Annotated in this window: 13 protein-coding genes; 3 read left to right on the forward strand and 10 right to left on the reverse strand. The window is 34.4% G+C overall.

Going from position 1 to position 13,461, the window contains the following annotated elements:
* Positions 1-95: 95 nt before the first annotated feature.
* The 4 genes from UH1x_RS15160 to UH1x_RS15175 form a co-directional block, all read right to left on the reverse strand.
* Positions 96-2,036 (reverse strand): oleate hydratase, encoded by a 1,941-nt coding sequence (locus tag UH1x_RS15160; protein ID WP_482622721.1) that lies wholly within the window; start codon positions 2,034-2,036, stop codon positions 96-98.
* An 84-nt stretch (positions 2,037-2,120) separates the two neighbouring features.
* A complete protein-coding gene (locus UH1x_RS15165; RefSeq protein ID WP_482622723.1) occupies positions 2,121-2,684 on the reverse strand; it encodes an HdeD family acid-resistance protein in 564 nt (187 codons plus the stop codon).
* 346 nt (positions 2,685-3,030) lie between these two features.
* A complete protein-coding gene (locus UH1x_RS15170; protein WP_482622724.1) occupies positions 3,031-3,402 on the reverse strand; it encodes a hypothetical protein in 372 nt (123 codons plus the stop codon).
* 15 nt (positions 3,403-3,417) lie between these two features.
* Positions 3,418-3,768, reverse strand: coding sequence for a carboxymuconolactone decarboxylase family protein (locus tag UH1x_RS15175; protein WP_405398241.1), 351 nt, complete (start codon positions 3,766-3,768; stop codon positions 3,418-3,420).
* Positions 3,769-4,006: 238 nt separating this feature from the next.
* Between UH1x_RS15175 and UH1x_RS15180 the strand changes: the two genes are divergently transcribed.
* From UH1x_RS15180 to UH1x_RS15190, 3 genes are all read left to right on the forward strand, one after another.
* On the forward strand, positions 4,007-4,666 hold the full coding sequence (locus UH1x_RS15180) for a WG repeat-containing protein (protein ID WP_482622726.1): 660 nt from the start codon (positions 4,007-4,009) through the stop codon (positions 4,664-4,666).
* Between the two features lie 131 nt (positions 4,667-4,797).
* A complete protein-coding gene (locus UH1x_RS15185) occupies positions 4,798-5,583 on the forward strand; it encodes a universal stress protein (protein ID WP_482622728.1) in 786 nt (261 codons plus the stop codon).
* A gap of 45 nt (positions 5,584-5,628) precedes the next feature.
* The gene (locus UH1x_RS15190) at positions 5,629-6,060 is read left to right on the forward strand and encodes a hypothetical protein (protein WP_482622729.1); all 432 of its coding nucleotides are present in this window, start codon (positions 5,629-5,631) and stop codon (positions 6,058-6,060) included.
* A gap of 60 nt (positions 6,061-6,120) precedes the next feature.
* On the opposite strand, the gene glk is transcribed toward UH1x_RS15190, so the two are convergent.
* Genes glk through ppsA form a run of 6 tightly spaced genes read right to left on the reverse strand, consistent with a single transcriptional unit; the run spans position 6,121 to position 13,335 of the window.
* Complete coding sequence (gene glk, locus UH1x_RS15195) at positions 6,121-7,194, reverse strand: glucokinase (RefSeq protein WP_482622730.1); 1,074 nt, start codon at positions 7,192-7,194, stop codon at positions 6,121-6,123.
* A gap of 9 nt (positions 7,195-7,203) precedes the next feature.
* Positions 7,204-8,250, reverse strand: a complete 1,047-nt coding sequence (locus UH1x_RS15200) for a class I fructose-bisphosphate aldolase (protein WP_482622731.1) — start codon at positions 8,248-8,250, stop codon at positions 7,204-7,206.
* A gap of 22 nt (positions 8,251-8,272) precedes the next feature.
* Positions 8,273-9,214, reverse strand: a complete 942-nt coding sequence (locus UH1x_RS15205) for a 1-phosphofructokinase family hexose kinase (RefSeq protein WP_482622733.1) — start codon at positions 9,212-9,214, stop codon at positions 8,273-8,275.
* Positions 9,215-9,219: 5 nt separating this feature from the next.
* Entirely contained in the window at positions 9,220-9,909 is a 690-nt protein-coding gene (locus UH1x_RS15210) for a 2,3-bisphosphoglycerate-dependent phosphoglycerate mutase (protein ID WP_405398232.1), read from the reverse strand.
* 1 nt (position 9,910) lies between these two features.
* A complete protein-coding gene (locus UH1x_RS15215) occupies positions 9,911-10,906 on the reverse strand; it encodes a 2-hydroxyacid dehydrogenase (protein WP_482622735.1) in 996 nt (331 codons plus the stop codon).
* A 20-nt stretch (positions 10,907-10,926) separates the two neighbouring features.
* Entirely contained in the window at positions 10,927-13,335 is a 2,409-nt protein-coding gene (gene ppsA / locus UH1x_RS15220; protein WP_482622736.1) for a phosphoenolpyruvate synthase, read from the reverse strand.
* Between the last annotated feature and the right edge of the window lie 126 nt (positions 13,336-13,461).

The following is a 13,461-nucleotide window of genomic DNA, read 5'->3' on the forward strand; positions in this document are numbered from 1 at the left end:
AAGATTAAAGCAATCCTTATCTCTGCATGAAAATGGCTAAAAACCAATAAGATAGAATTTACCTTTTTTACAAGGTAACTAAACCCTTTTAAAAGTTAATGCGTAAGCTCTTTTGCCCACCCTTTAATTTTATCTAACTGTTCATAAAGAAAAGAATCATGTTGATCTTCGTCTTCTACTCCTTCAGGTAAAATATGTTCAAAGTAAGTATTTTTAAGTACACGCTTTAAAACACTTTCTCCTGGGAAAGGTTTGTAATCGTTTAACGCCTTAGCAGCTTTTAATAGTTGACGAATATCATACTGACCAGCAGCAATATCAGGCACTTGCTTGTTAAGGTTCAACAATTTATAAACAGCTATTCTAGCAGTTCTAATTGAAGTGTCTACGGTAAACACTACATCATTATGTGTTTCTACAAACTGCCCTACAAGACCTAAATTTTTAGAGCCATTTGGTACAACTTCTGGTCTGTCTCCTACTGCTCTAGGCATAAACATTGAGGTTATGTATGGCATGAAACTGGTTTTAACAATAGTATTTTTAATGATAGTATCGATTTTATCCTCTAAACCAATATGAAAACATAACTCAGCTAATACCTCATTACCTGTGCATTGTGGCATTGGTTTTTTACTATAGTTACCGTCTTTATCCATAAATAAAGCATACACCCATATCACCAGAATATCATCTGGTTGTTCAGGAAAGTGAGGTTGGCGATTAATGGTAAAACTCATTAACCAGTTAGAGTCTGTTATAGTAACGATCCCTCCGGTTGCCGATTTTCCAGAATATGGGTCGTTTACACAGTATTCTTTTATTTTTTCGGTGAAAGCTGATGGGCGACATGTTAATGTTGCAGATTCCCAAGAAGATTTTTCAACAGAGCTGTAGAACTTTTCAGGTTTACCAAATTCAGTAGATTTTGTAGCTAAGTTTTTCCATAACTGCCATCCGTCACTTTCACCACTTTTAATACTATCAATTCCTTCTATTGGGGCATTTGTATTATCGCCATAACGCGTGTCTTCTGTCATAGAACCTGTGGTAACAATCACAAAATCGTTTTCAGTTACAGGGATTGTTACTTCTTTATCTTCTTGTTGGGTAATTATACCTTTAACGACTTTACCTTCTGTATTTATTTGCACATCTAAATCTTTAACGAAGGTGTTGAACTGAATTTTAACCCCTTTAGATTTTAGATGTTCTGTTAATGGTTTTACAAAGGTGTCATGCTGATTGTATTTTGGAAATACCAAGCATGAGAGATCATTAAAACCGTCAATACGGTGTAAAAATCGGTGCATATATAATTTGCACTCTAGTAAACTGTGCCAGTTTTCAAAAGCGAACATAGTACGAAATAGAGTCCAAAAATTACTTTTAAAAAATGAGACACTAAAATAACTTTCAACAGTAACATCATCTAGCTCTTCTTTCTTTTTAAGTAACAGTTTTACAACAGCTAATTGATCTAGTTTGTCCAAATTAAATTTGCTAAAATCTAGTACTTCTCCATTATTATTAATTAACCTAGCTTTTGAATAATTGGGGTCGTTATCATTTAATAAACGAAATTCGTCTAATACACTATAAGGAGCTGGCATTTCTAGAGCAGGTATATCTTGAAAAAGATCCCATAAATTCTCATAGTTCATTTCCAGTTCTCTACCACCTCTTATAAGGTAGCCATCTTTAGCATTTCCTGATCCATCTAAAGAACCGCCTTCAATAGCTATTTTGTCAAGAAAAATTATATTTTTTCCGGGTATGTGCCCATCTCTTATAAAGTAATATGCAGCAGACAGACCAGCAATACCAGTACCTACAATATAAACCTTACTGTTTATAAAAGATTTAGTGGGTATACCTTTATTACGTTGGTAGTTCCCAGTAAGATCAGCAAAAGGCATAGGTTGATCTTTAGAATTGCGGACTACTTCTTTACTAGCATCTGGAGCATGATCTACATGCCCTGGGAATGGTGATGCATTTAATACTTTGTCGAATTTTTCTGTTACTTTTCCCATGATTTTTATTTTTAATTCTGATTCATTTTTAGTTTATATCAAAACACCCTAATGAATTGATTTTGATGTTTTAGTGAAAGTGTCTTATAGATTTTTACCTATTTTCTTAAGATTGATTCCTAGAAAGATTCTGAAAACCCCTGCAGTAATTAATGCGAAGGCAGTCATGTATACAATGCTTAAGCCCGCGAAAATTGGATTGAACAATAGTAGGAATGAAAATAAAAGGGTGATAATGCTCCAAAATAATAACCAACCCCAACCTAGGATTCCAAAAGATTTTAATTGAAAAGAGAGCCCTATAGATAATGTACTTTGAAAGAGTAACCAAAACCCTATATAAAGTGGCAAAATAGCCATGGTCATCATTGGGTGGGTCAAGAGCAATATGCCAATTAATAAATCTAAAACACCTCCTGATAAATACCAGCCCCAATCTTTCATTTCACTTTTATTGGAAATGGAAAAAGCAATTTGGAAAATACCAGATACAAGAATGAACATACTGAATATGATACTTAGCGATATATAGCTTTCTAAAGGGGTTTGCATAACCCACACCCCAATACCAACATATAGAATTCCTATTAAAATGGATATCCACCAGTTTTTTATAGCCTTTTGAGCTGAATCTAATATTGTGTTCATAATTCTCGTTTTACGATTTTTATTTCTATTCATCTAAACTCTTAGAGTTTCAATCAATATTCAAATGTATTGTAAGACGTTGTAGCATAGCCTGACCTAGGTCAGGTGCAAGAAAAAAAGCTATTTAATTTTGGATTGCTAAACTTTGCTATGGCAATGAGTGTAGTGTTTTTTTAAGTAAAAAGTCTACTATTAAAATATATCTGAGCAGGATTGTATAGCATGAAATTGATCTATTAATTCAATTTAAAAAGCACGCTATTAATTTCTAGAATAGAAACTAATAACGTGCTTTTTTCAAACCTTTTTAGTTAAGATTGCTGAACACAACCCTTACTATGTTGTTTTACATATATTTTGATAAAAACTTAAAGAACTCTTTTTTAAGATCAATATAAATTTGTCTTTCGGCTTCCATTTTATTTCGAACATCCATGTGCGTGTTCGTCATTGTTATATCTAATGAAGATTCATGATTTGCAATATTTAATTCGTGTTTTTCAATACTCTCTTGTAGATCCTCTATTACATTACCATGTAAAATAAATTCGTTTTGATAATGTTCAAGTTGCTTTAGTACATCTTTATCTGTCCAACGAGCTGCCAGTTCACCTAATCTGTCATTGAAAGTTTTTAGTTCATCCTTCCAAAAGGCTAGCTCAGACTCCCATTGTTTGTGTTCAAAATGTAAATCTGAATTGTTAATTGTTGCTTTCATAATAAGATATTTTAATTAGTCTTCTAATACTATAAATTGGTTTAATGCCTCAAGTGCTTCACAGCCATACATAAGAGCTGGTCCACCACCCATCATTACGGCAACACCAATAGTTTCCACTATTTCTTCAGAACTAGCACCAGCTTTTATTGCATCATGTACGTGAAATGCAATACAACCATCGCAACGAACAGTTATGGCAATACCTAAGGCAATGAGCTCTTTTGTTTTTGATGATAGCACACCTTCTGCAGTACTAGCCTTATGCAGGCTATTGAAACCACCTATGGTTTCAGGTATTTTTTCACCTAGTTCCCCAATTAAATGAACTAGATCATTATAATGTTTAGAATGGTCTTTTATCATGATTCAATATTTTAAAATTAAACTCAGTCAAAATTATTCTAAATCTTTAGGCTTATAGATGACCTAGGTCAGTAGTCTTAAAATGAATAAAAATGACAAAGTGCTCTTTTGCCTGTCATTCTACAGTTTTTACACTCCTGTTCTGGAGATTTAATTTATCAAAGTAACCCAACTGACCCAAGTCATTTCAGTATTTATTTGATGTACATAGTTTTGAATGAACATTAAATCATAAATCATGAAACACATAATAAATATTGCTTTGTTGTTATTAATACCCTTATTGGGTTTTGCACAATCTCTTGAAGAACTCAATAAACCTTTAGTAGGTAATCTAGATGAAGTAGCACCTTTTAATGAAGGTTTAGCTGCTGTTAAAAAGGGAAACCAATGGGGTTTTATAAATGAAGAAGGTAAGTTGGTTATAGCGTTCAGGGATGATTTAGTTTGGAATAAGACTCCTAATACTATGAATATTGGTATTGAGGGAATAGGATTTCCTCAATTCGTTAACGGACTCTGTTCTATAAAAAGAATGCAAGATGATGGTATTGCTAGATATGGTTTTATAGATAAAACAGGTAAAGTAGTTGTGGCTGCTGAATTTTTAAATGTTAGCCAGTTCAATAATGGTTATGCTGTTGGTATTTATGAGAGTAAAGCGTTGCGTGGTAAAAATTCTTTTCAATTGAATATTTACGATTATGCCTTTACCGAGATCGTGGTCAATGAAAAAGGCGAACTACTGTGGCCTATTCAAGAAAGACAAAATATCATTATGTCAAAAAAGCTATATGAATTACCTGAATTACATGCACAGATAATCTCTTCAGATTTATTAAAAGTCAAAGATGAATCCAATAAATGGAAGATCGTTAAACCTAAACTGGAGCATTAAGCATATTGGGTATTTGGGTTTATACTTGAGTAATATGATCAATGGTTCAATAAATGCCCTTTATTAATTTAAACAACAGAATCTATTTTTAATTAATTGACTTACAAAAGTCATCTCTAAATTATTAAATCATGGACAAAATTTCAACTATAATGATTCCATTCGATTTTACGAAAGCCTCAAGAAATGCTCTTGATTATGCTGTAAGTTTCGTTGGTAGACTAGACCACGTAAGAATTGTATTGGCGTACGTTTCTGGAAATTGTAATCTACAGTTGTCCCCGGAAAATTTTAAGAACTTAGAGGAGAAGTATGCTCATCTTCTTCAGCATAAAATTGAATGGGAAATACAGGAGGGCAAACTTGTTGACACTTTATTGGAAATTAAGAAAAAAGACAAAATAGATTTAATTATTATGGGAACTGCTGGTGATAATAAATTAGGTGATAATCAGCACACCAATACGGCTAAACTTGTTTTAGCATGTAATTGTCCCGTTTTAGTAGTCCCTAAAAATTTTAATGAATACAGTCTAGCAAATATTGCCTTAGTGATTGGTAAAGAGGAAATTGATGATACTAAAAGGCTAGGGGCTCTTCTAATGATAGCCCGTAAATGTAATGCTAAAGTTAATGTACTGACCGTTGAGAATGAGCCTATTTTATATGGTTATAGTAAAGAGGAAGAAAAAAACGAAAGCGCCATTGAGTATTATCTAGAAACATTTTATCAAGAACGCGCATTCATAAAAAACGATGATATTTTAGAGGGTATTTATACTTACGCTATAAAAAATGAGATTGATCTTGTAACCATACTTCCTAGAAATCATTCTGAAAGTGGTAACTCATCTGATGCTGAACTTACCCAAAAACTCATTTTAAGTTCTAAAATACCATTACTAGTTTTAGAATAAATTGGAATAGTAATATATAAATAAAGGTTTTAATTAATAAACTAAATGGAATATTTAAGAAGTAGACCTAAGGGAGATTTTATAGATATTGGAAGTTTAGAAGAACTATATATTTTAACAGAGCACTGGCAATCTGAACTGTTATTTTATAAAGATGATCTTAAATTTTTACGACATCTTGAAGATAAATATTTTACCTGGACAACTGTTAAAGATAATTTAGATAATATAACTAGGGTAGGGGAAAGTATTCTAAAAGATACAAGAGATTGTAATGAGCTCTTACAAAGGATTAAGAAGCATTTGGCATACTTAGCTGAGGTTATAGATGATAGTGAACATCAAGAAATTAAATCGTTTAGAAGCGCACATAAAGAGCTTGAAAAAGATATTGTTCAATTTATTGCAAATACGAAAAACAATAGAAGACAACTTTTTAAAGTCATTGAGTTTGATGTAAATGCCGATAAATTTTAAATTATAAAAACGGTAATTTAAAACTACTTTAGGATGAAAAGCCTAAAGTAGTTTTAAGTTTTATACTATTGACATTGTAGCAAAATAAGCAGCCCCTAATAATGCTGTATTTTCGTTTAAAATAACATTTACCGGTACCATTTCTAAAAGAGAATTCAGTCTACCGGATTGCATGAAATTATCGGTAAATACTTCCCGATTCATCCCCTTAATTATTTTTGGCATAATTCCACCTCCAATATAGATACCGCCTGTTGCTTTAAACTTTAAGGCAAGTTGAGATGTTTCTATGGCTAAAAATCGAATAAATAACTCTAGTGTTTCCACACAGACGGGATCAGTCCCGGCCAATGCAGTTTTGGTAATAACTGCGGCAGGATCTTCTTTAGCCATTTTAGCTATAAAATCATCGGTTTCTTTGACACCGCTTACATTTCGTATAAGCTGGTAGATATCTCTAATACCCTGTCCTGACAATAGACGTTCCCAACTGACATGACCATATTTTTGTTGAAAGTATTTCCATATCTCAAGGTCAAAATCATATCTAGGGCTAAAATCACAATGTCCCCCTTCGGTAGCAAATGGATGATACGCTTTGCCGTCCCAATATAAGCCTGCTTCTCCCAAACCGGTACCAGGAGAAATAATCACTGCATTGCCTTCTATTTGTGAACCATACTTTAAAGGGTCTAAATCTTTTTCATCTAGCGCAGCGAGACCATACGCATTTGCTTCCATATCATTGATTAAATAAATAGAGTTAAGGTTAAGCGCTTTAATGAGTTCTTCAGTATCTATGTCCCAAGGAAAATTAGTGCCATGAACTTTACCCTTTGTAATAGGACCTGCAACGCCAAAACAAATACTGTCGATTTTGTTCATTTCAGTTATTTCGAATTCTTTGATGATTTCTAATAACGAAGTATAATCTTTGGTTTTATATGAGTTTTGCTTTATTTGAAATAGTTGCCCATCATTATATTCAAAAAGTGCAAGGTTGGTTTTTGTTCCTCCAATGTCACCAGCTAGTACAAAACTATTTTTTGTGCTTATTTTATATTTATTAGCTACTGCTAATGGTATTAAAGATGTTTGACCTATAGGTATAGAAAGTCTTTCTGTCGTTTTCATATTATGTAATTAGGCGATTGTAATTTCTGGGTCTAAATAAATATCTTGTATAAGATGTAGTAATTGTACACCATCTTTCATAGATCTTTGAAATGCTTTTCTACCAGAAATTAATCCCATTCCACCAGCTCTTTTATTAATTACGGCTGTACGTGCCGCAGCGGCGAAGTCATCTTCTCCTGAAGCTCCACCAGAATTAATAAGTCCGGCGCGCCCCATATAACAATTTGCAACTTGGTACCTAGTTAAATCTATTGGGTGGTTTGTAGTGAGCTTGCTATATACAAGATCACTTGTTTTTCCGAAATTATCTAAAGCCAGAAAACCACCATTATTACTTGGCTGTTTCTGTTTTATGATATCTGCCTCAATGGTAACACCAAGATGGTTTGCTTGTCCCGTTAAATCTGCACTTACAGCGTAGTCTTTGTCTGTTTTAAACGCATCATTACGAAGGTAGCACCAAAGTACAGTAGCCATACCTAACTCATGCGCCCGTCTAAAAGCTTTAGTAGTTTCTTGAATTTGTCTATCAGATTCTGGAGAGCCAAAATAGATAGTGGCACCTACAGCTACAGCACCCATATTCCAAGCTTGTTCTACTTGGGCAAAATAGATTTGGTCAAAAGTATTAGGGTAGGTAAGTAGCTCGTTATGGTTCAGTTTAACTAGAAAGGGTATTTTGTGGGCATATTTTCTTGAAACGGCACCTAATACCCCTAATGTAGAAGCAACTGCATTACAACCACCTTCTATGGCAAGTTTCACAATATTTTCTGGATCAAAATATGCAGGATTTGGCGCAAAGCTAGCACCTGCAGAATGTTCTACACCTTGATCTACCGGTAATAGGGAAAGATGCCCAGTACCAGCTAGTCTACCATGATTAAATAGTTGCTGTAAACTGCCTAATACTCTATTAGATCTATCTGTAGATGCCATTATCCTATCCACAAAATCTGGACCTGGTAGGTGAATATTTTTTTTAGGGATTGTAGTACATTCATGATCCAGTAAGTAGAAGGTTTCTTCTTTTAAATATTTTTCAAGTTCCATTACGCGTATTTTAATTTGTTCCTTAGATAGATTTTTGGTTTTTAATCCAATCATACAATTTGTCCACATCTTTTTTAAAACATAGCTGTGTACCATGGTGCATTGTAGCTGCGGTTCCGCATGCTACACCATATCTGACCATGTCACTAAAAGATTTTTCCCAAATAAGACTCATAACCATTCCTGCAACCATACTGTCACCTGCACCAATGGTACTTTTTTGGTGAACTACAGGAGCAGGTATTTGTGCCATTTCATCTTTAGTGGCAAGTAAGGCACCTTTTGGACCGAGTGAAACAACAAGAATTTCACAATCATGATTCTCCAAAAACGCTTTTGCCAATGATTTTAATTTTAAGTCTGTAATAGAGGGTTCGTTACAAAGCATACCAAGTTCTGCTAAGTTTGGCTTAAGCATATAAACTTTAGAATTGGCAGCTTTCAATAAAGGTTCGCCAGAAGTATCAAGAATAAATTTAGCTCCTTTAATTTCTGCGATATGACTTACTTTTATATAAAAGTCATCAGGTACATTAGGCGGTAACTTGCCGCTTGCGACCAGGTAATCATCTTTTTCGAGCTGTAATTCAAGTTGTTTTAGTGCGTTCTGCCATTCTACCTTTTTAATGGAAGGACCTGGCATTCCAAATCTAAATTGTTGATTAGTGCTTGTATCCGTAACTGCTAAATTTTCACGGGTAAAACCCTCTATTTCAATGATAGATTGTTCTATGTTTTTTTCATCTAATAGGTGTTTTAAGAATGCCCCATTTGGTCCGCCTGCAAAGTAACTGCAGAGTGATGAGCCGCCTAGGTTTTGAATAGCTCTAGATACATTTATTCCGCCACCACCTGCGTCAAAAGTAGGCTCGGTACAGCGTAATTTGGAATTAGGTCTTATTCCTGCTACTGTGGTATTTTTATCTATTGCAGGACTTACGGTTAGTGTTATTATACGGGCCATATCTACTATTTTAATTTATAGTGATCTATTACATTTAACTTTTCATCAAACTCATACAAATGGGGTATACCTGTTGCGACTTCTAACTTGGCTATATCTTCTGTTGAAATATGTTCTAAAAACTCAATTAATGCTCGTAAAGAGTTACCATGAGCAGCAATTAATACGGTTTTACCTTGAGCTAATTCTGGTGCAATCGCTTCAAAAAAATAGTTGATGACTCTTTTTGAAGTGTCTTTCAATGATTCTGCCAATGGTAAAATAGACGAATCTAAAGCCTTGTAATTAGAATCATATTCAGGACTTCTTTTGTCAAATGCAGGTAGGCTAGGTGGTGGGGTATCATAACCTCTTCGTACACTTAGAAAAAAATCTTCTCCTACCTCTTTTAATACGTCGTCCTTATTTTTTCCCTGCCAATCTCCATAATGTCTTTCGTTCAGCTTCCAGCTATACTTGCAGTCTACATGCATCATTTCTGCAGTTTCCAATAAGATCAAAGCAGTTCGTATCGCTCTTTTTAGATAGGAGGAGAAACAAATATCAATGTCTATAAGATTAGATTTAATAAGTTCTCCGGCTATTTTAGCTTCTTCTTTTCCTTCTGGTGCCAAGTCAATATCTGTCCATCCAGTAAAAACATTTTTTACGTTCCATAAACTTTTACCGTGTCTTACCAATACTAATCTACCCATGTTAAGCTATTTTAATTTCATTTTTACAAGCATCACCTTTTTCCATACATTCAAGATTTTCAAAGGTGATTCTTGATATGTTTTGGAGTGCAGTTTCTGTCAAAAATGCTTGGTGACTACTTATCAATACATTTCTAAGTGTCATTAACCGCGCTATGGCATCGTCTTGAAGAATATCTTCCGAGTGGTCTTCAAAGTAGAGTCCTTTTTCTTCCTCATAAACATCCATACCAAAGTATCCTACTTGTCCACTTTTTAAACCGTTTATAACATCTTGGGTATTGAGTAAACCTCCACGACCTGCATTGATTAACATCACTCCTTTTTTCATTTTAGAAATGCTATTGGCATTGATAAGATGATGTGTGTTTTTATTTAGAGGTGCATGTAAGGTGATGATATCAGATTGTTCAACTAAGGAATCTAAATCTGTATAAGTAGCCTCGTAATTTTCAACTAGGGAATTGTTCTCAAAAATGTCATATAGCAATAGTTTACAGCCAAAGCCATGTAAAATCTTTGCTACTACGCTCCCAATTTTACCTGTACCAATGATACCTACTGTTTTACCGTTCATGTCAAAACCTACCAGACCGTTCAATGAAAAATTCATTTCCATGATTCGGTAATGGGTTCTTACTAATTTTCGGTTAAGCGCAAGCATGACACCTACCGTAAATTCAGCAATTGCATAGGGAGAATATTCGGGTACTCGTGCTATACGAATACCCAATTTCTGTGCATGTGGCACATCAACATTATTAAAACCTGCAGTACGCAAGGCTACGTACTTAACACCAAGTTCATGTAACCTATTTAAAATAGGAGCAGAAGCATTGTCTTCGGTAAAAATACAAATGGCATCACACTCTTTAGCCAAATCTACAGTATCTAAAGTTAGATAAGTATCAAACATTTTAAGTTCATGCTTATCTTGATTAGCACTTTGTAAATAATCTTTCTCCCAATTATGAACGTTGAATATTGCTATTTTCATTTTTAAATTCTAAAGTGGCATTAATTGCTGCTTTCGGCCATGCCGTATTCAACTATATTTTCTTCTGCTTTGTTTATGTTTTTGATACCTGAAATCAACGCATCTGGATTAAAGGATATAGAGTTGATCCCAGTCTCAACAAGAAATTGAGCAAATTCCGGATAATCACTTGGTGCCTGACCGCAAAGTCCAATTTTAGTATTTGTTTTATTTGCGGATTTAATCACCATGGCAATCATTTGTTTTACCCCTGGATCATTAATATCAAAAATATCGCTCAACAATTCAGAATCTCTATCTACACCTAAAGTCAATTGGGTTAAATCATTTGAGCCAATTGAAAAGCCATCAAAGTATTTTGCAAATTGTTCTGCTAGTATAATGTTGTTAGGGATTTCGGTCATCATATAAAGTTGAAGTCCGTTTTCGCCTCTTTTTAAGCCATTTTCTTCTAAAACACCAACTACTTTGTCAGCTTCTTTTAACGTACGGCAAAACGGAATCATAATTTTTACATTGGTGAATCCCATGGTTTCTCTTACCCTTTTCAACGCTTTACATTCTAAGGCAAAGGCATCTTGGTATTTTGGATTGTAATATCTAGAAGCTCCTCTAAAACCGAGCATTGGGTTTGATTCTACAGGTTCAAACTCTGTACCACCTATAAGGTTTGCATATTCATTCGTTTTAAAATCACTGGTACGAACAATAACATCTTTAGGGTAAAAAGCAGCTGCAATAGTACCAATACCTTCCGCAAGTTTGTGTACAAAATAATCTGCCTTGTCCGGGTAGTGGTGTGTTAGCTTCTGAATTTTATCTTTTACAGCCTGATCTTTTAAAGAATCAAAATGTTTTAAAGCCATTGGGTGAATTTGAATAGAATTATTAATGACAAATTCCATACGCATTAACCCAACTCCTGCAGAAGGATAGAAAGAGAATTTAAATGCCTGATCTGGATCTGCCAGAATAAGCATTGGTTGTGTTTTTGGTTTTCCTAAAGTAGAAAGGTCAATTACTTTTTCATCCCAATCTAAAAGACCATCATACACTATACCTGTATCGCCTTCAGCACATGATATGGTAATTTCTTGCCCATCTTTTATAACCTCTGTTGCATTGTTACTGCCAACAATAGCAGCAGCGCCTACTTCACGAGCAACGATTGCCGCGTGGCTAGTTCTACCGCCTTGATTAGTAATGATACCTGCTGCTTTTTTTAGAATTGGATCCCAATCTGGGTTGGTACGTTCCGTAACCAGTATTTCGCCTTCTTGTAGCTTGTCAGATTCTTTTGGACTGTGTAATATGCGTGCTTTGCCAGATGCTATTTTGTTGCCCAGACCCATACCTTGAGTAATTTCTTTACTCTTGTTGCGTAAGGTGTACGTTTTAATTTTTAGTTTGTCTTTCTTATTACTTTGAACGGTTTCTGGTCTAGCTTGAACAATAAAGAGTTCATTGGTAATTCCATCTTTTGCCCATTCTATATCCATAGGGTGTTGGTAATGATCTTCAATGATCATCGCCCATTTTGCAAGTTTAACAACCTCGTCATCTGTAAGTACATATTGTTCTTGTTTCTCTACCGGAGTGTCAAGATTTATAATTCCACTGCCCGTTTTATCATAGACCATGGTTTTTTCCTTACTACCCAAACGTCTAGAAATAATAGGTTGTTCTATGCCGTTTTTTAGGCTAGGCTTGTAAACAAAATAATCATCGGGGTTAATACTGCCTTGAACAATATTTTCACCTAGTCCGTAGATACTTGAAACCATTACAACTTGGTCAAAACCGGTATCTGGATCTAAGGTGAAATTGACACCAGATGCAGCTAGATCTGAACGTACCATCATTTGTATACCAATAGATAATGCTACTTTGGTATGATCAAAACCATTATCCTCTCTATATTTTATAGCTCTATTGGTGAATAAAGATGCGTAACATCTTTTACAGGCATCTATTAGATCTTTTTTCCCTTTTACGTTTAAATACGTGTCTTGCTGACCAGCAAAACTTGCACTTGGTAAATCTTCTGCAGTGGCACTACTTCTTACTGCTAAAGAAATATCACCTTTATATTTATTGGCTAAAAAATCATATCCTTCATTTATAGAATCTTGGATGTCTTGAGGGATTTCTGTTGCTAGAATTGCATTTCTTACACTTTCTCCAATTTCCTTAAGATTAGAGAAATCTTTAGTATTCAAATTTTCTAAAAGACCAAAAATCTCATCTTTAATATGCACTTCTTGTAAAAAATGCCAATATGCTTCTGCGGTAGTAGCAAACCCATCAGGTACTTGTACTCCTTTAGATGTCAGCTTTTGAAACATTTCTCCTAAAGAGGCATTTTTTCCTCCTACAGTTGGTACATCGTTAATATTGATTTCGTTAAAATGACGTATGTAATTTTTCATCGCTAAAGATTTATAAGGTCTATAGACCAAGATTTCTGATTACGAATTTCAACTGTTTCATTAGTAATGCAAATGACCTGAGTCATACGTAAAAAAAAAGAGTACTGACCTAGGTCATTTACAATC

The organism is Maribacter sp. UH1 (assembly GCF_056839145.1).

Coding starts and splice junctions, on each gene's coding strand:
- UH1x_RS15160 (WP_482622721.1), bottom strand. CDS start 2,036: ATGGGAAAAGTAACAGAAAAATTCGACAAAGTATTAAATGCATCACCA.
- UH1x_RS15165 (WP_482622723.1), bottom strand. CDS start 2,684: ATGAACACAATATTAGATTCAGCTCAAAAGGCTATAAAAAACTGGTGG.
- UH1x_RS15170 (WP_482622724.1), bottom strand. CDS start 3,402: ATGAAAGCAACAATTAACAATTCAGATTTACATTTTGAACACAAACAA.
- UH1x_RS15175 (WP_405398241.1), bottom strand. CDS start 3,768: ATGATAAAAGACCATTCTAAACATTATAATGATCTAGTTCATTTAATT.
- UH1x_RS15180 (WP_482622726.1), top strand. CDS start 4,007: ATGAAACACATAATAAATATTGCTTTGTTGTTATTAATACCCTTATTG.
- UH1x_RS15185 (WP_482622728.1), top strand. CDS start 4,798: ATGGACAAAATTTCAACTATAATGATTCCATTCGATTTTACGAAAGCC.
- UH1x_RS15190 (WP_482622729.1), top strand. CDS start 5,629: ATGGAATATTTAAGAAGTAGACCTAAGGGAGATTTTATAGATATTGGA.
- glk (WP_482622730.1), bottom strand. CDS start 7,194: ATGAAAACGACAGAAAGACTTTCTATACCTATAGGTCAAACATCTTTA.
- UH1x_RS15200 (WP_482622731.1), bottom strand. CDS start 8,250: ATGGAACTTGAAAAATATTTAAAAGAAGAAACCTTCTACTTACTGGAT.
- UH1x_RS15205 (WP_482622733.1), bottom strand. CDS start 9,214: ATGGCCCGTATAATAACACTAACCGTAAGTCCTGCAATAGATAAAAAT.
- UH1x_RS15210 (WP_405398232.1), bottom strand. CDS start 9,909: ATGGGTAGATTAGTATTGGTAAGACACGGTAAAAGTTTATGGAACGTA.
- UH1x_RS15215 (WP_482622735.1), bottom strand. CDS start 10,906: ATGAAAATAGCAATATTCAACGTTCATAATTGGGAGAAAGATTATTTA.
- ppsA (WP_482622736.1), bottom strand. CDS start 13,335: ATGAAAAATTACATACGTCATTTTAACGAAATCAATATTAACGATGTA.